Source organism: Citrobacter sp. Igbk 17, assembly GCF_028069775.1.
GTDB lineage: Bacteria > Pseudomonadota > Gammaproteobacteria > Enterobacterales > Enterobacteriaceae > Citrobacter.
In genome coordinates this window covers 1-20,060 of record NZ_JANEWI010000034.1, presented here as the reverse complement: position 1 = coordinate 20,060, position 20,060 = coordinate 1, and the positions used below count along the sequence as shown (strand labels likewise).

Genomic DNA, 20,060 nt, shown 5'->3' with positions numbered 1-20,060 from the left:
CCCCTAATGTGAAGGGCGAAAACCCCCTTAATGAACGACGGGAGCAGGTTGTTGGCGCAAAGACGTCACCTTCTTCTGTTTATCCAGTTTGTTCACCAGCGGCTGCACAATTTTCTCTCCGTGCTGGCCAAAATATTGATACAGCGTGTCAGAGGCACTTTGCGTCAACACCATGATTTCAATGCGTCGGTTACCTGCACTTTCAGGATTCTTGGCATCCAGCAGCATTTGATCGGCCATTGCGCTAACCTGCATCACTTTACTCTGAGGCATTCCGGCATCCTCCAGCACACGACGGGCCGACAGTGCACGGTCGCCGGAGAGATTCCAGTTGTTATAGACATTGCTCTTGTAACTCATCGCGTCCGTATGCCCGGTGATGATGAGTTTGTTGTCCAGCGAATCAAACACCGGGGCCAGTTCAACCAGCAGCGCGTTAAAAAAGGGCGTAATTCTGGCGCTACCCCGTTCAAACATATTCCGGTTCTGGTCGTCTTTAATCAATACGCGTAGCCCCTGGGGCACAATCTCCATCTCCAGGTTGGCTTCCATATGCGCATTCCTGGCAATCACGCTAATGTCGGTTGCCAACTCACCCAACTCGCTCGCCGATTTTTTCTTTAACAGGGCCGTTTTCTCATTCACATCACGCGCTTTCTTTTCTGTTTCTGCGCTCACCGTTGCCGTCTCTTTCGGTGCAGCGGTCTTCTCTTTATCCAGATTCGCGCGGGTGATACTTTGATTTTTCGTCGTAGAAGGTAGAGGTTGCTTGCCAATCTTATTCAGTGGCGCAAGCCCACCGCCGTTAAAGATGGATTGACCATGCAAGGCCGCCACGATGTTTTCTCGTTCTGATTTACTGACGCTGTTTACAATCAACTTCATTGTGGTAACCAAAGGCGCAGAGCGAATCTCCGAGGTTTCTGCCCGCTTTACGCTGGACGCCATGCCCGGTAAGCAGATGGCGATCGATGCCGATCTGAATGCCGGGCTTATCAACCAGCAACAGGCGCAGACTCGCCGTAAAGATGTCGCCAGCGAGGCCGATTTCTACGGTGCAATGGACGGCGCATCAAAATTCGTACGCGGGGATGCCATCGCCGGGATGATGATACTGGCGATCAACCTGATTGGCGGTGTCTGCATCGGAATCTTTAAATACGATTTAAGTGCCGAGGCGGCCTTCCAGCAATACGTGTTGATGACCATCGGTGACGGCCTGGTTGCGCAAATCCCGTCTCTGCTGCTATCGACGGCTGCGGCAATCATCGTGACGCGCGTCAGCGATAATGGCGATATTGCTTCCGACGTTCGCACACAACTGTTGGCCAGCCCTTCCGTGCTGTATACCGCCACCAGCATTATGTTCGTGCTGGCGGTGGTACCAGGGATGCCGCACTTCCCGTTTCTGATTTTCAGCGGGCTGCTCGGGTTTACCGCCTGGCGTATGAGCAAACGACCGAAAGTCGCAGAAACTGAAGAGAAGAGTCTCGAAACGCTGAGCAAAGCCATCGCCGAAACCAGCGAACTGCAGGTCAGTTGGGAGACTATTCCGCTGATTGAACCCATTAGCCTGAGTCTGGGCTACAAGCTGGTGTCGCTGGTGGATAAATCGAAAGGCAATCCGCTGACCCAGCGCATTCGCGGCGTACGGCAAGTTATCTCCGATAACAACGGCGTGTTGCTACCAGAAATTCGTATTCGCGAAAACTTCAGGCTGAAACCCACGCAGTACGCCATTTTTATCAACGGAATCAAAGCCGATGAAGCAGATATCCCCGCAGATAAGCTGATGGCGCTCCCCTCCAGTGAGACCTATGGCGAGATTGATGGTGTGTTAGGTAACGATCCGGCTTACGGGATGCCCGTCACCTGGATTCAACCGGCGCAGAAAGCAAAAGCGCTCAATATGGGTTATCAGGTTATCGATAGCGCCAGTGTGATTGCGACACATGTGAATAAAGTCATCCGCAACTACATCCCTGACCTGTTTAACTACGACGATATTACACAATTGCATAATCGCCTCTCCTCGATGGCACCGCGGCTGGCTGAAGATCTCAGTGCTGCATTGAACTATAGCCAGCTGTTGAAGGTGTACCGGGCACTGCTTATTGACGGTGTTTCATTGCGCGATATCGTCACGATCGCCACTGTACTGGTCGCCAGTAGTGCCGTTACCAAGGATCATATTTTGTTAACCGCTGATATCCGTCTCGCGCTGCGCCGTAGTATTACCCACCCGTTTGTGCGCAAAGATGAGCTGGCGGTATACACGCTGAATAATGAGCTGGAGAACTTGCTGGCGAATGTGGTGAATCAGGCTCAGCAAAGCGGCAAAGTGGTGCTCGATAGCGTACCGGTCGATCCGAATATGCTCAATCAATTCCAGACCACTATGCCGCAGATTAAAGAACAGATGAAAGCCGCGGGTAAAGAGCCGGTACTGCTGGTCGCACCGCAGCTACGTCCTCTGCTCGCGCGCTATGCGCGGCTGTTTGCACCCGGACTGCAAGTACTGTCGTATAACGAAGTACCGGACGAACTGGAATTAAACATTATGGGAGCGTTGAGCTAACGTAAACCCAGGGCGGCAACTTAAGTCTTAACTTACTTTGTCGCTTTATTACATTACGTAAGAAATACAGGCAATTGATGGGATCGCATTACACTTACAGGGACTGAAATGTAATGGCACGGAAGCAGGCTGAAAAAATGGTGCCTCACGAACCGGGGCATCGTCGTTATTCCCGACAATGGCTAACGTTTATGGAGTTTGTCCATCGGCAGGAGGAGGCGAGCACATCCCCCCGCCAAAAACATCGACCGAAACGTAAAGAGCAGGCTTCCGCCACGTATTTACTGTTTGAACTGTGCGAGTTGCTCTTCGTCGGCGTACTGATCTTTGCTTTTATGACGCTACTCCTGCTGATTATGAATTAAAGAATCGTATTCTCCGTAAGAATACGCCGGGCGCCGAGGTAATGGTCTTGCCAAAACGCATCAGATAAATGACTTACCCGAATACTTTCTCCCGTGCGTGGTGATTCAATAAACTGATCCTGCCCCAAATAGACGCCCATATGATCGGCAATATCCCGACTGTGAATGTGAAAGAACACGAGATCACCACGACGAAGATCGCGATCAGCCACAATCGTTGCCCGTCGATAGTGATACATTTCGTTCGCCGTACGGGGCAACTTTGCTGCCAGTATTTTGTTGTAGGCGTAAAAAATCAGCCCACTGCAGTCAAAGCCCTGATCCGGGCTGGTCCCGCCCCACAAATAAGGTTTACCCAGTTGCTGCTCGAGACGATGGATAGCCACTTCAGTGATGTTGTGCAAATGATCGCTGCTAAGAAAATGTGCGTTCTCGGCGAGCGCCTGCCAATGGTGATCGCTGGCTTTAAGCGGCCCGGGAAACCATTCCGGGTGCTGCTTAATCAGCGCCCGATTCTGCTGGCGCAGCGCGCTTTTACTTTGCGCATTGCCTTCCACCACATAACTTGCCTGCTTTTTTACCTGCGCGTGGTACAGCTTCAGCAGCCGGGCGCGGTTACGCATGCGCATTTGCGCCGCATAGCTTAAATGGGCGTCAGATAAGAGGGGCTGAACTTTGGCGAGCGACGGCGATGAAAACACAACACACAAAGACAGCAGGCCCGGCAAAATACGTCGGGACGCAGAGACAAAAGACATGAAAAAAGAGTACCGAGGCAAACACGTTCAGCGCAGTCTAGCGCGATGGCCTGACAATCCGTTTTAATATTCGATTATTAAATAATTATTTTTTAAATTCAATGCATTAGAACTAGCACACTCATCAGGCATTACGACAAAAGGCCGATGAAAAAATACGCCACTGTCTGACTGCCTTTCTGCGCGATTTTCCGTATAAAGAGAAACTAAAGTGTAAACGGCGCACGAGAGACTTGCGAAAAACTCTCTTGGTGCTAATGTGAGCGCTCCAAATACAGACTTTTCTGATTTGGGGACTCTTTTTGCCGTCCTGGCGTGTGTAATCGTTTTATCAAGGAATAAGCAGTATGCGTAAAATCGCATTTTTTCTTGCGATGCTTTTATTGCCGTGCGTTTCATTTGCCGGTTTGCTGAGCAGCGGCAGCCCAACCACGCCAATCAGCAAAGAATATAAGCAGCAATTGATGGGGTCCCCTGTCTATATTCAGATCTTTAAAGAAGAGCGGACGCTCGATCTGTACGTCAAGATGGGCGAACAGTATCAGCTGCTCGACAGCTATAAGATCTGTAACTACTCCGGTGGCTTAGGGCCCAAACAGCGTCAGGGTGATTTCAAAAGTCCGGAAGGGTTCTACAGCGTTCAGCGCGGGCAACTCAAACCAGACAGTCGCTTTTATAAAGCCATTAACATTGGCTTCCCTAACGCCTACGATCGTGCGCACGGCTACGAAGGTAAGTACCTGATGATCCACGGTGCTTGCGTTTCTGTCGGTTGCTATGCGATGACCGACAACGGTATTGATGAGATTTTCCAGTTTGTGACCGGCGCTCTGGTATTCGGCCAGTCCAGCGTTCAGGTGAGCATTTACCCGTTCCGCATGACTGACGCGAACATGCAGCGCCATAAGTTTTCGTATTACAAAGATTTCTGGTCGCAGCTAAAACCGGGATACGATTACTTTGAACAAACGCGTAAGCCACCGACCGTTTCCGTTGTCGATGGCCGTTATATCGTCAGCAAGCCGTTGAGTCACGAAGTCATTCAGCCACAGCTGGCATCAAACTACACGCTCCCCGAGACAAAATAGCGCCCACTCGCCTGGCATAATCTTTTGCCAGGTTTCGTTGCCCGTCAGTGGCTGAGTAGCAATAACAGTGACCACATCATTGGGTGTGGTCTCTGAGCTAAAATCAATTTCCACATCCTGATCCAGCAATGTCGCCACGCCAAACGGCGCACGACGCGTGATCCAAAACAGGTTGGTCGAACAGAAGGCCATCACATAGCGCCCGTCAGACAATAGCATGTTGAAGACGCCCTTCTCTCGCAGTTCTCCTGCCAGCGCCGCGATATATTTAAACACCGCCGTCATATTACCCGGCGTGCGCGGATAACGCTCGGTCAGCTTATGCAGCAGCCAGCAGAAGGCTTTTTCACTGTCGGTTTCGCCGACCGGACGGAAATTACCGGTTTCCAGCGATTTATAGCCGCTCAGCTGTCCGTTATGGGCATAGGTCCAGTTGCGTCCCCACAGTTCACGCGTAAACGGGTGGGTATTTTCCAGCGCCACTTCACCCCGATTCGCCTGACGAATATGGGCAATCACGGAACAGGATTTAATGGGATAGTCTTGAACCAGTTTGGCGATAGGCGAATTAAAGCTGGGTTGCGGATCTTTAAACGTACGGCAGCCCTTACCCTCGTAAAATGTAATACCCCAGCCGTCTTTGTGCGGCCCGGTACCTCCGCCGCGCTGAACCAGCCCGGTGAAGCTAAAGCAAATATCGGTTGGCACATTGGCGCTCATCCCGAGCAGTTCGCACATACATCACCTACCTTAAAACGGTTAATTGCCTGATAAGACCAGCAAAGCACAGCTCGTAGGCCGGATAAGACGCTTGCGTCGCCATCCGGCACAATGCCCGATGGCGCTGCGCTTATCGGGCCTACACGTTCCAGGCCCGATAAGACCAGCAAAAATTACCCGCTTACTTAACCATCTCTTTTTCGATCAACTGGATCAGGATATGGATCACTTTGATATGAATTTCCTGGATACGGTCGGCATAGCCAAAGTGCGGCACGCGAATTTCAATATCTGCGCTACCGGCCATTTTACCGCCATCTTTGCCGGTCAGGGTGATGACTTTCATTCCCTTCTCACGCGCCGCAGCAATCGCTTTAATCACGTTACCGGAGTTACCCGAAGTCGAGATGCCTAACAGGACATCGCCTTCACGGCCAACCGCTTCAACGTAGCGGGAGAATACATAATCGTAACCAAAATCGTTGCTGACGCAGGAGATGTGGCTGACGTCAGAGATAGCGATAGCCGGGTAGCCCGGGCGGTTTTCACGATAGCGTCCAGTCAGCTCTTCGGCGAAATGCATCGCATCGCAATGGGAGCCGCCATTACCACAGGAAAGTACCTTCCCACCGGCTTTGAAGCTATCTGCCAACAGGACCGCCGCGCGTTGAATGGCGTGAATATTGGCGTCATCTTTAAGAAAATTAGCCAGCGTTTCCGCCGCTTCGCTCAGTTCGTTACGAATAAGATCCTGGTACATGAGGATATCCTTCAGCATGAATGTAAATGACAAGATGCAGTGTACCGGATAGCGCTACCAGCGAGAAGTACAAGCCACAGGAATGGCTGCTGCTTTTGATTTTTTGTGCCGGTTAAAACAACAACAATGTGAGCTTTGTTGTAATTATTTTGTAAACACATTGCTAAAAGAATTTACATACACTACAACCATATCATCACAAGTGGTCAGACCTCCTACAAGCAAGGGAGCTTTTCGTTATGATGATTTTGAGTATTATCGCTACGGTTGTTCTGCTCAGCGTTCTGTTTTATCACCGCGTGAGCTTATTCCTCAGCAGCTTAATTTTGCTCGCCTGGACGGCTGCGCTCGGCGTGGCTGGCCTGTGGTCAGTCTGGCTGCTGGTTCCTCTGGCCATTATTCTCGTACCGTTTAACTTTACCCCGATGCGTAAATCCATGATTTCCGCTCCCGTGTTCCGCGGTTTCCGTAAAGTCATGCCGCCAATGTCGCGTACTGAAAAAGAAGCGATCGATGCCGGTACAACCTGGTGGGAAGGTGACCTGTTCCAGGGCAAACCTGACTGGAAAAAACTGCATAACTATCCGCAGCCGCATCTGACTGCTGAAGAACAAGCGTTTATTGACGGCCCGGTGGAAGAAGCGTGCCGCATGGCGAACGACTTCCAGATAACCCATGAACTCGCGGATCTGCCGCCGGAACTGTGGGCGTATCTGAAAGAACACCGCTTCTTCGCGATGATCATTAAGAAAGAGTACGGCGGACTGGAATTCTCTGCGTATGCTCAGGCTCGAGTACTGCAAAAGCTCTCCGGTGTTTCTGGGATCCTGGCGATCACCGTCGGCGTACCTAACTCATTAGGCCCTGGTGAACTGCTGCAGCATTACGGCACCGAAGAACAGAAAAACCACTATCTGCCGCGTCTGGCACGTGGTCAGGAAATCCCGTGCTTTGCACTGACCAGCCCGGAAGCCGGCTCCGATGCCGGTGCGATCCCTGATACCGGCGTGGTTTGTATGGGCGACTGGCAGGGCCAGCAGGTGCTGGGTATGCGCCTGACCTGGAACAAACGCTATATCACGCTGGCTCCTATTGCTACCGTTCTGGGTCTGGCGTTTAAACTCTCTGACCCGGAAAAACTGCTGGGTGGTGAAGAAGATCTCGGCATTACCTGTGCGCTGATCCCAACCTCAACACCGGGCGTACAAATTGGCCGTCGTCACTTCCCGCTGAACGTGCCGTTCCAGAACGGACCTACGCTGGGTAAAGATGTCTTCGTTCCGATTGATTACATTATTGGTGGCCCGAAAATGGCCGGCCAGGGCTGGCGTATGCTGGTGGAATGTCTGTCAGTAGGACGCGGCATTACCCTGCCGTCTAACTCGACGGGCGGCGTTAAATCCGTCGCCATGGCGACTGGCGCATATGCGCATATCCGTCGCCAGTTCAAAATCTCTATCGGCAAGATGGAAGGTATTGAAGAACCGTTGGCACGTATCGCCGGTAACGCCTATGTGATGGATGCCGCAGCGTCGCTGATAACCTACGGCATTATGCTGGGTGAGAAACCAGCGGTGCTGTCGGCTATCGTGAAATATCACTGTACTCACCGTGGACAGCAGTCAATCATCGATGCAATGGATATTACTGGCGGCAAAGGCATCATGCTTGGCGAAAGTAACTTCCTGGCCCGTGCTTATCAGGGTGCACCGATCGCCATTACCGTCGAAGGCGCCAACATCCTGACGCGTAGCATGATGATCTTCGGTCAGGGCGCAATTCGCTGCCATCCATATGTACTTGAAGAGATGGCTGCGGCGCAGAATAACGACGTGAATGCGTTCGACAAACTGCTGTTTAAACATATTGGTCACGTAGGCAGTAATAAAGTGCGCAGCTTCTGGCTTGGTTTGACTCGCGGGTTAACCAGCAGCACGCCAACCGGTGATGCCACCAAGCGTTACTACCAGCACCTGAACCGTTTGAGTGCCAACCTGGCATTACTTTCAGATGTGTCCATGGCCGTATTGGGTGGTAGCCTGAAGCGTCGTGAACGTATCTCTGCTCGACTGGGTGATGTGTTAAGTCAGCTGTATCTGGCCTCCGCTGTGCTGAAGCGTTATGACGATGAAGGCCGAAATGAAGCCGACCTGCCGCTGGTTCACTGGGGCGTACAGGATGCGTTGTACAAAGCTGAACAGGCGATGGACGACTTGCTGAAAAACTTCCCGAACCGCCTGGTTGCCGGGTTGCTGAATGTGGTCATCTTCCCTACCGGTCGCCACTACCATGCACCGTCTGACAAGCTGGATCATAAAGTCGCGAAGATTCTGCAGGTTCCAAGCGCCACCCGTTCTCGTCTTGGCCGCGGTCAGTACCTGACGCCAAGCGAACACAACCCGGTTGGCTTACTGGAAGAGGCGTTGCTGGATGTCATTGCAGCCGACCCAATCCACCAGCGGATCTGCAAAGAGTTGGGTAAAAATCTACCGTTTACCCGCCTGGACGAGCTGGCACATAACGCGTTGGCCAAAGGACTGATTGATAAAGACGAAGCGGCGATTCTGGTGAAAGCCGAAGCAAGCCGTCTGCGCAGTATCAATGTTGATGATTTTGAACCCGAGGCGCTGGCGACTCAGCCGGTAAAGTTGCCAGAGAAAGTGCGTAAGGTCGAAGCAGCATAACGCTAACGCACAACGTTCAGCCCCGCTAAATGCGGGGCTTTTTATTGCCACATTTTCGTTAATGCTCATGCTACAGTGTCAAAATGCTGTTCAACGAGGAGCCTCGACCGTGCCAGGTTTAAAAATTACTCTGCTGCAACAACCACTGATCTGGATGGATGGCCCAGCCAACCTGCGCCATTTCGACAGACAACTGGAAACCGTCACCGGGCGTGACGTTATTGTGTTGCCTGAGATGTTTACCAGTGGATTTGCGATGGAAGCGGCAAACAAATCGTTGCCGCAAGAGGAAGTTGTAAGCTGGATGCGTAGCAAAGCGCAGCAGACGAATGCCCTGATAGCAGGTAGCGCGGCGATACAGTCTGAACGGGGCCCCGTGAATCGTTTTTTGCTGGTTGAACCCGAAGGCACCGTGCATCTCTATGACAAACGCCATCTGTTCCGCATGGCAGACGAACATCAGCATTATCAGGCCGGTGAAGAACGCATCATCTTTGAATGGCGTGGTTGGCGTATTCTGCCGCTGGTCTGTTATGACCTGCGTTTTCCGGTGTGGTCACGTAACCGTAATGACTACGACCTCGCCTTGTATGTTGCCAACTGGCCCGCACCGCGCTCGCTGCACTGGCAGGTTCTGCTCACCGCACGGGCAATTGAAAATCAGGCGTATGTAGCAGGATGTAACCGTGTGGGAACCGATGGTAACGGCCATCATTATCGCGGTGACAGCCGGGTCATCAACCCACAGGGTGAAGTCATTGCCACCGCCGAGCCGCATCAGGCAACGCGAATTGATACTGAGCTGTCGCTTTCGGCGCTACGCGAGTACCGCGAGAAATTTCCTGCCTGGCAGGATGCTGACGCTTTCACCCTGTAGAGATCGCCTTCCCTCCCGCCACGGACCTGGTATCCACGGCGGGATTGTTTCACTCCGTAACCAACCGCAAAACAAATTCGCGTGGCGACATGCATCGGGCAACGTATTCTGCAAGGGATAATCACGCGTCATTAACGGGTGATCTACACTTTCAATAATTCCCTTATCAGGATGTCTAAATGAAGAACTTCGTACGTATGACCTTGCTGGCTGCCACTCTGGCTGGCGCCTCTTTTAGCACGCTTGCAGCAAACGTATCCAACGTTCCCGCGCCGGCTCAGGATCCGGTCGTTCAACACCTTAAGTTGACCAACGACCAGGTGGCGCAGATTAAAAAACTGCACCAACAGCTGGAAAACAACGTTGACCAGATTTCAGTGAAAGATGTTAAAGACGGCGCGCTGATTGACGTCATCAAGTCCGGGAAATGGGATGATGCCGCCGTTAAGAAACAGCTTGCCGCGTTCAGCAACATCGAACAACAGGCGCGTTATTATCGCGTGAAATACTACTTTGATCTGAGCAAAGTGCTCACCCCAGAGCAGCGCCAACAGGTACAAAAAGATATCGCCCAGACGCTGAGCGAGTAACAACGGCGGCCTGCAATGAAACATTATTGCAGGCTTTTATTTTGGGTGGATTAAAACGACGAAAGCCTGAATCATTTCTGATTCAGGCTTTCTGAATAGTGGCGGAATGGACGGGACTCGAACCCGCGACCCCCTGCGTGACAGGCAGGTATTCTAACCAACTGAACTACCACTCCGCGTTGTGTTCCGCTTGGGAACGAAGCGAATATTACGGATTGCCTCGCGCCTCGTCAACGCTTTTTCTCACGTTTTTTAATCGTTTGCTGCAAAAATCACCCGAATGACCATTTCTGTACTGTAAATACCAGAACTAGGCCCGCCAGAGGCAACTTCCGCCCTTCTTCTGTACCAGGTCAAGGCGCGACTCATGGGCTGCCAGCTCTTCATCAGTAGCGAAAACAACGCGTAATTTACTGGACTGACGCACAATGCGCTGGATCCCCGTATCATTCTGCTGCTGGCTGTCACCTTCCATAGAGAATGCCATGGTGGTCTGCCCGCCGGTCATCATCAGATAAACGTCGGCCAGAATCTGGGCATCGAGCAATGCGCCATGCAGAGTACGCTTGCTGTTGTCTATCTCATAGCGCGAGCATAACGCGTCAAGGCTGTTACGCTTGCCAGGAAACATTTTCCTCGCCAACGCCAGACTGTCGGTCACTTTACAGAAGGTGTTCGTCTTCGGGATATCGCGATTGAGTTTCGCGAACTCGTAATCCATAAAGCCGATATCAAACGATGCGTTATGGATGACCAGCTCCGCGCCACGGATATAGTCAAGAAACTCATCGGCGACATCGGCGAACGTGGGTTTATCAAGCAAGAACTCATCGGCGATTCCGTGTACGCCAAATGCTTCCGGGTCCACCAGCCGGTCCGGCTTCAGGTAGACGTGGAAGTTATTTCCGGTCAAACGGCGGTTAACCACTTCAACCGCGCCGATCTCAATAATCTTATGGCCTTCGTAGTGGGCACCAATCTGGTTCATACCGGTGGTTTCGGTATCGAGGACTATCTGCCGTGTAATTCCAGTGCTCATAGCGGTCATTTATGTCAGACTTATCGTTTGATTTCGATTTGCTAAAACAGGAAGTCTACCAGAGATGCTTAAACAGGTAGAAATTTTCACCGATGGTTCTTGCCTGGGAAACCCAGGTCCTGGCGGTTATGGGGCTATCTTACGCTATCGCGGGCGCGAAAAAACCTTTGCCGAAGGGTACAACCTCACCACCAATAACCGTATGGAGTTGATGGCGGCAATCGTCGCGCTGGAAGCACTTAAAGAGCCATGTGAAGTGGTACTCAGCACCGACAGCCAGTACGTGCGCCAGGGCATTACACAGTGGATCCACAACTGGAAAAAACGCGGCTGGAAAACCGCAGATAAAAAGCCAGTGAAGAACGTCGATCTGTGGAAACGTCTGGATGCCGCACTTGGGCCGCACCAAATCAAATGGGAATGGGTTAAAGGGCATGCGGGTCATCCGGAAAATGAACGCTGTGATGAACTTGCACGTGCTGCGGCAATGAGTCCCACCCAGGATGATGTTGGGTATCAGGCAGAGTCTTAAGCGTCTGGCTTGCGGTATTGTCGGGTTGCCCCAACAGCCTGGCGGATGCGTGCCTTACTTTTACTTTGTTTCATCGGATTGAGCGTAAGCGGAATGGTTCGCTTGCGCGCGACAACCAACTGAAGACAACCCAGTGCCGGAATATGCGCACTTAACATTTTACCGCCTTGCTTCGCCCAGGGCAGCACGTGGAACCGGCTATAGTGCAGCACCTCAAAATTCAGCAAAGAGAGCCAATCCAATTGGCGCATCAGGGTAAACATCCGGCTGTTGTAAGGCGGTGTTTTACGTAGCACTGGCACCAGCTTACGCAATCCCATCAGGCTAACCGGGTTAAACCCGCTTAGTATTAACCAGCCATCATCAATCAGTACCCGGTCGGCTTCACGCAATAAACGATGCGGATCGGCGCACCACGGTAGTGTATGAGCCAGCAGACAGACATCCACGGATTTATCGGCAAAAGGAAGGTGTAAAGGATCGGCCGTAACCTGCATGGGCGAACCTTGCAAAGAAACATTTACCTGATGAGAAACCGCGCACGCTTCGGAATTGATTTCTGCGCTTAAATTACCAATCTTAAGCAGATGAAATCCGTACATTTTTGCGAACCACGGGTTAAGCTGATGTTCCAGCGCCTCACGATAGTGCTCACCCCAGGGTAAATCATCCCAGCTAACGGGCGCTACGACAGTTTGAGGGATCCTTGCCGGTTTCATCACAACCTTCCGTTACGCATTGAGAGGTAATTTATGAATCTTAACAGTATTCCCGCATTTCAGGACAATTACATCTGGGTCCTGACAAATAATGAAAACCGTTGCCTGATTGTTGATCCGGGCGAAGCCGCTCCCGTCCTGAAAGCGATTGCAGAACATCACTGGGTGCCGGAGGCCATTCTCCTGACCCATCACCACCATGATCATGTTGGCGGTGTGAAAGAACTTTTGCAACATTTCCCACAATTAGTGGTTTACGGGCCGGCTGAAACGCAAGATAAGGGAACGACCCATATAGTCAAAGATGGCGATATTGCACTCGTTTTAGGGCATGAATTTAAGGTAATTGCTACGCCGGGTCACACTTTAGGACATATCTGTTACTTTAGCCAACCTTATCTATTTTGCGGAGATACACTCTTTTCAGGCGGTTGTGGCAGACTATTTGAAGGTACAGCTTCACAGATGTATCAATCACTTAATAAATTAAGTGCGCTTCCTGATGATACATTGATCTGCTGCGCTCATGAGTACACATTAGCAAACATGAAGTTTGCCTTAAGCATTCTGCCGCACGATTCGTGCATAAATGAATATTATCGTAAAGTTAATGAGTTACGCGTAAAAAAACAAATGACACTACCCGTAATTCTGAAAAATGAGCGGCGAAATAATCTTTTTTTAAGAACGGAAGATATTGATTTAATTAATGAAATAAACAAAGAAACAATATTGCAACAACCTGAAGAGCGTTTTGCCTGGTTAAGGTCAAAGAAAGATACGTTCTGACAATTCCGGGTTGCCTTTTGAAAACTTCGCCGTTATGATCGGTCGTCTTTTAAGCAACTATTGACACACACATGAAGGCAAAAGCGATATTACTCGCCTCTGTCCTGCTTGTTGGGTGCCAGAATACTGGTAACGTCCAACAGCACGCACAGAGCCTTTCTGCAGCTGGTCAAGGGGAAGCAGGAAAGTTTACAAGTCAGGCGCGATGGATGGACGATGGAACATCTATCGCTGCTGATCAGGATTTGTGGGCTTTCATTGGTGACGAGCTAAAGATGGGAATTCCGGAAAACAACCGGATTCGCGAACAAAAACAGAAGTATTTACGCAATAAGAGCTATCTCCACGATGTAACTTTACGGGCAGAGCCGTATATGTACTGGATAGCCGGGCAAGTTAAGAAACGTAACATGCCTATGGAACTGGTACTACTACCCATAGTGGAGAGCGCTTTTGATCCTCACGCAACGTCTGGCGCCAATGCCGCAGGTATTTGGCAGATCATTCCGAGCACGGGGCGCAATTATGGTTTAAAACAGACCCGCAATTATGATGCACGTCGCGACATTGTGGCTTCCACCACTGCCGCGCTGGACATGATGCAGCGTCTGAACAAGATGTTTGATGGCGACTGGCTGCTGACCGTTGCCGCGTATAATAGCGGTGAAGGTCGCGTGATGAAGGCAATCAAAGCGAACAAATCTCGGGGTAAATCCACCGATTTCTGGTCGCTCCCTTTGCCTCAGGAAACGAAGCAGTATGTGCCCAAAATGCTGGCATTGAGTGATATTCTCAAAAACAGCAAACGCTATGGCGTGCGTCTGCCTACCACAGACGAAAGCCGTGCGTTGGCACGTGTTCGCCTGAACAGCCCGGTTGAGATGGCTCAGGTTGCCGATATGGCGGGTATTTCCGTCAGCAAACTGAAGACCTTCAATGCAGGTGTGAAAGGCTCCACGTTGGGTGCCAGCGGTCCGCAATACGTGATGGTACCAAAGAAGCATGCAGAGAAGCTGCGTGAGTCTTTGGCTTCCGGCGAAATTGCAGCCGTACAGTCAACGTTGGTGGCTGATAACACGCCGCTGAACAGCCGTAGTTACAAAGTTCGCTCTGGCGATACGCTTTCTGGCGTCGCTGCACGTCTTGGCGTGAGCACGAAGGATCTGCAGCAGTGGAATAATCTGCGTGGATCATCACTGAAAGTGGGCCAAAGCCTGACCGTAGGTGCTGGCAACAGCGCGCAGCGACTGGCTAACAACAGCGATAGCATCACCTATCGTGTGCGTAAAGGCGACTCTCTGTCGAGCATTGCCAAACGCCACGGGGTTAACATCAAGGATGTAATGCGCTGGAACAGCGATACGGACAATCTGCAACCGGGCGATCAGCTCACGTTGTTTGTCAAAAACAACGGCATGCCTGACTCCTGATAGCATTGTAAAAATGAAGGCACTGGTTTCCCCCCAGTGCCTTTTTTATTTATCCCGCTTTATGTGCCTCAACCATTATCGTATCACTGGTGAATGAACCATCCTCCTGTAACGCGAAGTAGGCTTTCACTTCAGCAGATGCGCTCTCCTGATATAAACGAATCGCTTCTGTCAACGCGGCAGGTGTACGCATCCGCGCCACCCACGAACTGAACTCCAGCGGCAGGCGATCGGTCAACACGGTATTGGTAATCAAACCGGCATCGTTGATTAAAGACAGCCATTCACCGCTGGAATAATTGCGGACATGCGAGGTGTCGCGTAACGCTTCGACAGTTTGCAACCAGATATCACGGACCGGATGTCCTGGCGACATCACATCCATTACGATCGCCACACCACCGGGTTTCAGTACACGATTGACTTCACGCAGCGCACGTCCGACATCATGCCAGTGATGCGCCGAATAGCGGCTAATCACTACATCAAAAGCGCAATCGCCGAACGGCAGGCTCTCTGCATATCCCTGTTGCGTGGTGATGCTGTCCAGGCCCTTCTCTTTTGCAGCCTCTGCGACCACCTCAAGCATTTGAGACGATAAATCATAAGCCACAACCTGTTGAACGTTTTGCGCAGCCACAAAGCTGGCGTGTCCTGCTCCACATCCCATATCCAGTACCCGTGCCTGTGGAAAAGCAGACAGCCTTTCCGCCAGTCGTTGTAAATCACGACCAGTAGCATGTACGGTGCTGGTTAAATAGGCGTTAGCCTGAGAGCCAAACTGCTTTTCGACGTTGTCATGGTGGGAGCGTGTTGTCATTGTGTTGTCCTTCGGTTGTTGTGAAATATGAAGGGCAACCATCACAGGCCTGCCCTACGGCAGACCTGACATACCTTTATTGCTCAGGCTTGCCGGGACTGAATTCAACGAGTAGTGGATTGTGGTCGGAGGCGCGAGTGACCAGCACAGAGGCCTCACTCACGTTCAAACCACGATAAAACACAAAGTCGAGTGGGCGACCAAACGCACGCCGGCGTTGATCGTCGGTAAAGCGAACCTGGCGCAGCGACATTTCACGCGCAAAGCGGTACAGCGCATTCATTCGTCGGCGGCTCCAGGCATTGAAATCACCGGCCATAATCACCGGACCACTGTGATGGGCGATTTGATCCCCAATGGGAAGTAACTGCTTACTATAGACATCGACGCCGAGGCTGAAGTTTACCGCGTGGATATTCACCACCATCAATAAACGCGAGTCAGGCAGCGGGTACACTGTGACCAGAGCCGATTTTGCCAGGCGTAAAATTGGCTCACGCTCGCGCAATGGACAGCAGTAGACCGGATGTGCAGCAGAAAGCGTCATGACGCCAGAAGGATGCTGAGGCAACACGAAAGCGGGAACCTGATCGGCGGCAAGATAGTTAGCGGTCGCAAACTGCACCAGTTCAGGCGTGGTTTGTGCTTCCTGCAATAACACCAGATGCGCGTCTTTGCCAAAATTCTTCAGCACCGACTGCCATTCTGCGCGCTGCTGTTTAAAAATATTCCATACCAGCACGCGAATGCGATCTTCACTGCTTAACGGCACGCCTGCAGGTAATGCCTGGCCGATATGCGCAAATGACCCTGGCGGTAAAATCCGCTCAGCGGGCTGTCCGGCAACATAGCGCATGGCATAGGTGTTTTTTCGCACTTTAGACTTTCAAACCTCTATAACGTCAACCAGTCCGCAGCCGGACTGGTTCTTCTGTTATAGGGACTTTAGCACTCACTTTCAACGAACAATTGCAGTTTGTTTTGTAAGTGGGTACTTACATCAATGATTTATCCCAATACTACCCGCGCCGGTTTATCCAGGCGACCGCTGATACCCATCAGTAAAAAAGCAACCAGAACAATCAGCGCACCAATCCACGGAGTCTGTGCTAAACCATAATGCTCTACCGTTTGTCCGCCAATCACAGAGCCAAGCGCAATACCAATATTAAACGCAGCAATGTTCAGACCGGATGCCACATCCACCGCATTGGGGGTAAATTGTTCCGCTTTCTGTACCACGTAAACCTGCAAACCTGGAACATTGCCAAAGGCGAAGATCCCCATCACCAGAATCGTCACTAACGCAGCGTATTGCGTAGAGGCCGTCAGTTGAAAGACCATCAGCAGGACAAACAGCGCCGCGAAGATAAATTTCAGCGCCGGGACAGCACCATGTTTATCCGCCAGCTTACCTCCCCAAATATTACCGATAGCGACCGATACGCCATAGCCCAGTAAGATCCAGCTTACCGCTGCCGGCGAGAAGCCTGCCAGGTCCTGCATCATAGGTGCCAGGAAGGTGAACGCAGTGAAGACACCACCGTACCCCAACGCCGTAACCGCGTAGATAAGCAACAGGCGTGGGTGGGTTAACACTTTTACCTGATCACGAATGCTGGCAGCCGCCCGACCCGGAATATTCGCAGGGATCAGCAGTTGGCTGCTAATCAGTGCAATCACACCCAACAGTGATACGGCAAGGAAAGTCTCACGCCAGCCAAAATGTTGTCCGATAAATGTACCCAGCGGTACTCCCGTCACCAGTGCAACCGTTAAACCACCAAACATGATAGCGATGGCAGAAGCGGCTTTCTCTTTTGGCACCAGGCCTGTCGCAATCGTAGAACCAATTGAGAAGAAGACACCGTGTGCCAGGCCTGTCAGCAGGCGGGCGACAATTAATGTCGTATAACCAGGTGCCTGCCATGCCAACAAGTTACCGGCCGTAAACAGGACCATCAGCGCCACCAACAGTTGCTTACGTGGCAGACGTCCGGTCAGGGCTGTCAATACTGGCGCTCCGATCGCGACACCCAGCGCATAGATTGAAACCAGCATCCCGGCAGAAGGTAAAGAGATCGCCAGTTGTTCAGCAATGGTCGGCACCAGGCCGACAATCACAAATTCAGTCGTACCAATAGCGAAGGCACTTATTGTCAGTGCAAATAAAGCGAGAGGCATAAATAGCTCCATATCATCAGTAATCAGATGACAGGCAGTATGCCGGGATGTTTTAATAACAAAAATATTCAAAATCTCAATATAATTTTGCTTCAGGTGCAAAAATGAAAGCAACCTCCGAAGAACTGGCAATTTTTGTCGCGGTCGTGGAAAGCGGTAGCTTTAGCCGGGCCGCAGAGCAGCTTGGGCAGGCCAATTCCGCGGTCAGTCGGGCAGTAAAGAAGCTGGAGATGAAGCTGGGCGTTAGTTTGCTCAATCGAACAACCCGGCAGCTCAGTCTGACAGAAGAAGGTGAACGCTACTTCAGGCGTGTACAACAGATACTGCAGGATATGGCTGCGGCGGAAACCGAAATCATGGAGTCGCGTAATACACCGCGCGGTTTGCTGCGTATCGATGCCGCAACACCGGTGATGTTGCATTTCCTGATGCCACTGATCAAACCTTTCCGTGAGCGCTATCCCGAGATGACGTTGTCGCTGGTTTCCTCAGAGACATTTATCAATCTTATTGAACGAAAAGTGGATGTTGCGATACGTGCCGGTACCTTAACTGACTCAAGTCTGCGCGCACGTCCACTCTTTACCAGCTACCGTAAGATTATTGCTTCGCCCGACTATATTGCCCGTTTCGGTAAACCAGAGACTGTTGAAGAGTTTAAGCAGCACCTGTGTCTGGGGTTTTCTGAACCCATTTCGCTCAATACCTGGCCCATAGCCTGCAGTGACGGACAATTGCATGAGGTTGATTGCGGTCTATCTTCGAACAGTGGCGAAACGCTGAAGCAGCTTTGCCTGAGCGGCAACGGTATTGCTTGTCTTTCAGATTATATGATTGATAAAGAGATCGCTCAGGGTAAGCTGGTCGAATTGATGGCGGATAAACGGCTGCCAGTCGAGATGCCTTTCAGCGCGGTGTATTACAGCGATCGTGCCGTCAGTACCCGTATTCGGGCATTTATCGATTTTTTAAGTGAATATATAAGAACAGCTCCCGAAGGAGCTGTAAAAGAGGGTTAAAGGCACAGAGGGTCAGGCGATTAATCCCACTCAGGCGCCAGACCTTCCGGGCTAACCAGGCGATCGTTGCAATCCAGAGCAGCGATTGCCGCTTTGTCTTCCGCATCAAGGTGCAGTTCCAGTGCCAGCAGGTTGCTTGCCAGGTTTTCACGCTTAGTAGAAGAAGGGATCACAGAGTAACCTTCCCCCATCGCCCATGCCAGAATCACCTGGGCCGGCGTCGCGTTATGTTTAGCGGCAATGCGAGCAATCACTTCATCTTTCAGCGCCTTACCGTAGGCCAGTGTCATGTATGAGGTGATGTGGATACCGTGCTCTTTCGCCCAGTCAACAACCTTACGGCTTTGCAGATACGGAGATAACTCAATCTGGTTAGTCGCAATATTCTCTGCACCCACAGCAGCAATAGCTTTTTCCATCAATGGGATAGTGAAGTTAGAGATACCAATTTCACGAGTCAGCCCTTGCTCTTTGGCTTCGAGCAATGCCTGCATAAACTCTTCAACAGAGACAGCATCATTTGGTGATGGCCAGTGGATCAGCGTCAGATCAACATAATCTGTGCGCAGTTTTTTCAGGCTCTCTTTCAGGCTTGGGATCAGCTTGTCTTTACCAAGATTCTCAATCCAGATCTTAGTTGTGATGTACAACTCATTACGCGGTACGCCACTTTCGGCAATCGCCTGGCCAACAGCCGCTTCATTATCATAGATTTGTGCAGTGTCGACTGCGCGGTAACCCAGCTCCAGAGCTGTTTTAACAGAAGCGATAACCACGTCGTCTTTCAGGCGGAAAGTACCTAAACCAAATGCAGGGATAGTCATAGAATTCCTCTTTTTAATCACAATGTTCGTTAACTGAGGGGATTATGACCTTCTGCTCTTTATAGAAAAAGAGCGAAAAACGCAGAGGATTTTTGCGAATTTAGCAATAATAAAGTTACAGGCAAAGAAAAAGCCCTGAGCAAATGCTCAGGGCTCTTAATAAGTGGCGGAACGGACGGGACTCGAACCCGCGACCCCCTGCGTGACAGGCAGGTATTCTAACCAACTGAACTACCGCTCCACCGAATTTCTTTGTCACCACCCGGATTATTCATCCCGGTTTA

The 20,060-nt window shown here is 51.1% G+C and carries 18 protein-coding genes, 2 tRNA genes and 2 pseudogenes; 10 read left to right on the top strand and 12 right to left on the bottom strand.

Annotated elements, in window-relative coordinates; all coding sequences use genetic code 11:
• Positions 1-27 precede the first annotated feature (27 nt).
• A complete protein-coding gene (lafU, locus tag NNO08_RS18085; protein ID WP_271455832.1) occupies positions 28-948 on the bottom strand; it encodes a putative lateral flagellar export/assembly protein LafU in 921 nt (306 codons plus the stop codon).
• Between lafU and NNO08_RS18080 the strand changes: the two are divergent.
• Positions 860-2,578: pseudogene (locus NNO08_RS18080) on the top strand (flagellar biosynthesis protein FlhA); the annotation flags it as partial. The gene lafU and the pseudogene NNO08_RS18080 sit on opposite strands and share 89 nt — an antisense overlap.
• A gap of 113 nt (positions 2,579-2,691) precedes the next feature.
• Positions 2,692-2,943: a hypothetical protein gene (locus tag NNO08_RS18075; RefSeq protein WP_271450290.1), complete on the top strand. Its 252-nt coding sequence runs from the start codon at positions 2,692-2,694 to the stop codon at positions 2,941-2,943.
• Here NNO08_RS18075 and NNO08_RS18070 read toward each other — a convergent pair.
• Entirely contained in the window at positions 2,940-3,701 is a 762-nt protein-coding gene (locus tag NNO08_RS18070) for a C40 family peptidase (RefSeq protein ID WP_271457246.1), read from the bottom strand. The genes NNO08_RS18075 and NNO08_RS18070 overlap by 4 nt on opposite strands.
• A gap of 347 nt (positions 3,702-4,048) precedes the next feature.
• Here NNO08_RS18070 and dpaA point away from each other — a divergent pair, with 347 nt between their 5' ends.
• Positions 4,049-4,789: a peptidoglycan meso-diaminopimelic acid protein amidase gene (gene dpaA / locus NNO08_RS18065; protein WP_271442044.1), complete on the top strand. Its 741-nt coding sequence runs from the start codon at positions 4,049-4,051 to the stop codon at positions 4,787-4,789.
• On the opposite strand, the gene NNO08_RS18060 is transcribed toward dpaA, so the two are convergent.
• Entirely contained in the window at positions 4,760-5,527 is a 768-nt protein-coding gene (locus NNO08_RS18060) for a class II glutamine amidotransferase (protein ID WP_069323846.1), read from the bottom strand. The two genes, dpaA and NNO08_RS18060, sit on opposite strands and share 30 nt — an antisense overlap.
• A 163-nt stretch (positions 5,528-5,690) precedes the next feature.
• Positions 5,691-6,269: a D-sedoheptulose 7-phosphate isomerase gene (gene lpcA, locus NNO08_RS18055; RefSeq protein WP_016151815.1), complete on the bottom strand. Its 579-nt coding sequence runs from the start codon at positions 6,267-6,269 to the stop codon at positions 5,691-5,693.
• A gap of 239 nt (positions 6,270-6,508) precedes the next feature.
• Here lpcA and fadE point away from each other — a divergent pair, with 239 nt between their 5' ends.
• From fadE to NNO08_RS18040, 3 genes are all read left to right on the top strand, one after another.
• Positions 6,509-8,953 carry an acyl-CoA dehydrogenase FadE gene (fadE, locus tag NNO08_RS18050; RefSeq protein ID WP_137384394.1) on the top strand — a complete coding sequence of 815 codons (2,445 nt, stop codon included), beginning with the start codon at positions 6,509-6,511 and terminating at the stop codon, positions 8,951-8,953.
• Positions 8,954-9,062: 109 nt separating this feature from the next.
• Entirely contained in the window at positions 9,063-9,830 is a 768-nt protein-coding gene (locus NNO08_RS18045; RefSeq protein WP_271450288.1) for an amidohydrolase, read from the top strand.
• Between the two features lie 179 nt (positions 9,831-10,009).
• Complete coding sequence (locus NNO08_RS18040) at positions 10,010-10,420, top strand: Spy/CpxP family protein refolding chaperone (RefSeq protein ID WP_271442047.1); 411 nt, start codon at positions 10,010-10,012, stop codon at positions 10,418-10,420.
• 99 nt (positions 10,421-10,519) lie between these two features.
• Here the strand turns inward: NNO08_RS18040 and NNO08_RS18035 are convergent.
• Together NNO08_RS18035 and dnaQ are read right to left on the bottom strand one after the other, a co-directional pair.
• Positions 10,520-10,596: transfer RNA gene (locus tag NNO08_RS18035), tRNA-Asp, on the bottom strand.
• A gap of 134 nt (positions 10,597-10,730) precedes the next feature.
• On the bottom strand, positions 10,731-11,459 hold the full coding sequence (gene dnaQ, locus NNO08_RS18030) for a DNA polymerase III subunit epsilon (RefSeq protein WP_170974423.1): 729 nt from the start codon (positions 11,457-11,459) through the stop codon (positions 10,731-10,733).
• Here dnaQ and rnhA point away from each other — a divergent pair.
• Positions 11,413-11,991, top strand: a pseudogene (gene rnhA / locus NNO08_RS18025) (ribonuclease HI). The gene dnaQ and the pseudogene rnhA overlap by 47 nt on opposite strands.
• On the opposite strand, the gene NNO08_RS18020 reads toward rnhA, so the two are convergent.
• Entirely contained in the window at positions 11,988-12,710 is a 723-nt protein-coding gene (locus tag NNO08_RS18020; protein ID WP_271450287.1) for a class I SAM-dependent methyltransferase, read from the bottom strand. The pseudogene rnhA and the gene NNO08_RS18020 sit on opposite strands and share 4 nt — an antisense overlap.
• 33 nt (positions 12,711-12,743) lie before the next feature.
• On the opposite strand from NNO08_RS18020, the gene gloB reads away from it, so the two are divergent.
• A complete protein-coding gene (gloB, locus tag NNO08_RS18015) occupies positions 12,744-13,499 on the top strand; it encodes a hydroxyacylglutathione hydrolase (RefSeq protein ID WP_271457245.1) in 756 nt (251 codons plus the stop codon).
• A 71-nt stretch (positions 13,500-13,570) separates the two neighbouring features.
• Positions 13,571-14,929, top strand: a complete 1,359-nt coding sequence (gene mltD / locus NNO08_RS18010) for a murein transglycosylase D (RefSeq protein ID WP_271450285.1) — start codon at positions 13,571-13,573, stop codon at positions 14,927-14,929.
• Positions 14,930-14,978: 49 nt separating this feature from the next.
• Here the strand turns inward: mltD and NNO08_RS18005 are convergent, their stop codons facing one another.
• The 3 genes from NNO08_RS18005 to NNO08_RS17995 form a co-directional block, all read right to left on the bottom strand.
• Complete coding sequence (locus NNO08_RS18005) at positions 14,979-15,749, bottom strand: class I SAM-dependent methyltransferase (RefSeq protein WP_271450284.1); 771 nt, start codon at positions 15,747-15,749, stop codon at positions 14,979-14,981.
• Between the two features lie 76 nt (positions 15,750-15,825).
• The gene (locus tag NNO08_RS18000) at positions 15,826-16,626 is read right to left on the bottom strand and encodes an endonuclease/exonuclease/phosphatase family protein (RefSeq protein WP_008783770.1); all 801 of its coding nucleotides are present in this window, start codon (positions 16,624-16,626) and stop codon (positions 15,826-15,828) included.
• A 131-nt stretch (positions 16,627-16,757) separates the two neighbouring features.
• Positions 16,758-17,933, bottom strand: coding sequence for an MFS transporter (locus tag NNO08_RS17995; protein WP_271457244.1), 1,176 nt, complete (start codon positions 17,931-17,933; stop codon positions 16,758-16,760).
• 104 nt (positions 17,934-18,037) lie between these two features.
• Between NNO08_RS17995 and yafC the strand changes: the two genes are divergently transcribed.
• Positions 18,038-18,952 (top strand): DNA-binding transcriptional regulator YafC, encoded by a 915-nt coding sequence (gene yafC, locus NNO08_RS17990; protein ID WP_271457243.1) that lies wholly within the window; start codon positions 18,038-18,040, stop codon positions 18,950-18,952.
• A gap of 20 nt (positions 18,953-18,972) precedes the next feature.
• On the opposite strand, the gene dkgB is transcribed toward yafC, so the two are convergent.
• Both dkgB and NNO08_RS17980 read right to left on the bottom strand, forming a co-directional pair.
• Entirely contained in the window at positions 18,973-19,776 is an 804-nt protein-coding gene (gene dkgB / locus NNO08_RS17985; RefSeq protein WP_271442052.1) for a 2,5-didehydrogluconate reductase DkgB, read from the bottom strand.
• A 164-nt stretch (positions 19,777-19,940) separates the two neighbouring features.
• Positions 19,941-20,017, bottom strand: a tRNA-Asp gene (locus tag NNO08_RS17980).
• Between the last annotated feature and the right edge of the window lie 43 nt (positions 20,018-20,060).

What these genes read in the sequence shown, in the direction of transcription:
- dnaQ (WP_170974423.1), bottom strand. Translation starts at nt 11,459, where the DNA reads ATGAGCACTGGAATTACACGGCAGATAGTCCTCGATACCGAAACCACC.
- mltD (WP_271450285.1), top strand. Translation starts at nt 13,571, where the DNA reads ATGAAGGCAAAAGCGATATTACTCGCCTCTGTCCTGCTTGTTGGGTGC.
- dpaA (WP_271442044.1), top strand. Translation starts at nt 4,049, where the DNA reads ATGCGTAAAATCGCATTTTTTCTTGCGATGCTTTTATTGCCGTGCGTT.
- NNO08_RS18040 (WP_271442047.1), top strand. Translation starts at nt 10,010, where the DNA reads ATGAAGAACTTCGTACGTATGACCTTGCTGGCTGCCACTCTGGCTGGC.
- lafU (WP_271455832.1), bottom strand. Translation starts at nt 948, where the DNA reads ATGGCGTCCAGCGTAAAGCGGGCAGAAACCTCGGAGATTCGCTCTGCG.
- NNO08_RS18075 (WP_271450290.1), top strand. Translation starts at nt 2,692, where the DNA reads ATGGCACGGAAGCAGGCTGAAAAAATGGTGCCTCACGAACCGGGGCAT.
- NNO08_RS18060 (WP_069323846.1), bottom strand. Translation starts at nt 5,527, where the DNA reads ATGTGCGAACTGCTCGGGATGAGCGCCAATGTGCCAACCGATATTTGC.
- fadE (WP_137384394.1), top strand. Translation starts at nt 6,509, where the DNA reads ATGATGATTTTGAGTATTATCGCTACGGTTGTTCTGCTCAGCGTTCTG.
- NNO08_RS18005 (WP_271450284.1), bottom strand. Translation starts at nt 15,749, where the DNA reads ATGACAACACGCTCCCACCATGACAACGTCGAAAAGCAGTTTGGCTCT.
- NNO08_RS17995 (WP_271457244.1), bottom strand. Translation starts at nt 17,933, where the DNA reads ATGCCTCTCGCTTTATTTGCACTGACAATAAGTGCCTTCGCTATTGGT.
- NNO08_RS18070 (WP_271457246.1), bottom strand. Translation starts at nt 3,701, where the DNA reads ATGTCTTTTGTCTCTGCGTCCCGACGTATTTTGCCGGGCCTGCTGTCT.
- lpcA (WP_016151815.1), bottom strand. Translation starts at nt 6,269, where the DNA reads ATGTACCAGGATCTTATTCGTAACGAACTGAGCGAAGCGGCGGAAACG.
- gloB (WP_271457245.1), top strand. Translation starts at nt 12,744, where the DNA reads ATGAATCTTAACAGTATTCCCGCATTTCAGGACAATTACATCTGGGTC.
- NNO08_RS18020 (WP_271450287.1), bottom strand. Translation starts at nt 12,710, where the DNA reads ATGAAACCGGCAAGGATCCCTCAAACTGTCGTAGCGCCCGTTAGCTGG.
- yafC (WP_271457243.1), top strand. Translation starts at nt 18,038, where the DNA reads ATGAAAGCAACCTCCGAAGAACTGGCAATTTTTGTCGCGGTCGTGGAA.
- dkgB (WP_271442052.1), bottom strand. Translation starts at nt 19,776, where the DNA reads ATGACTATCCCTGCATTTGGTTTAGGTACTTTCCGCCTGAAAGACGAC.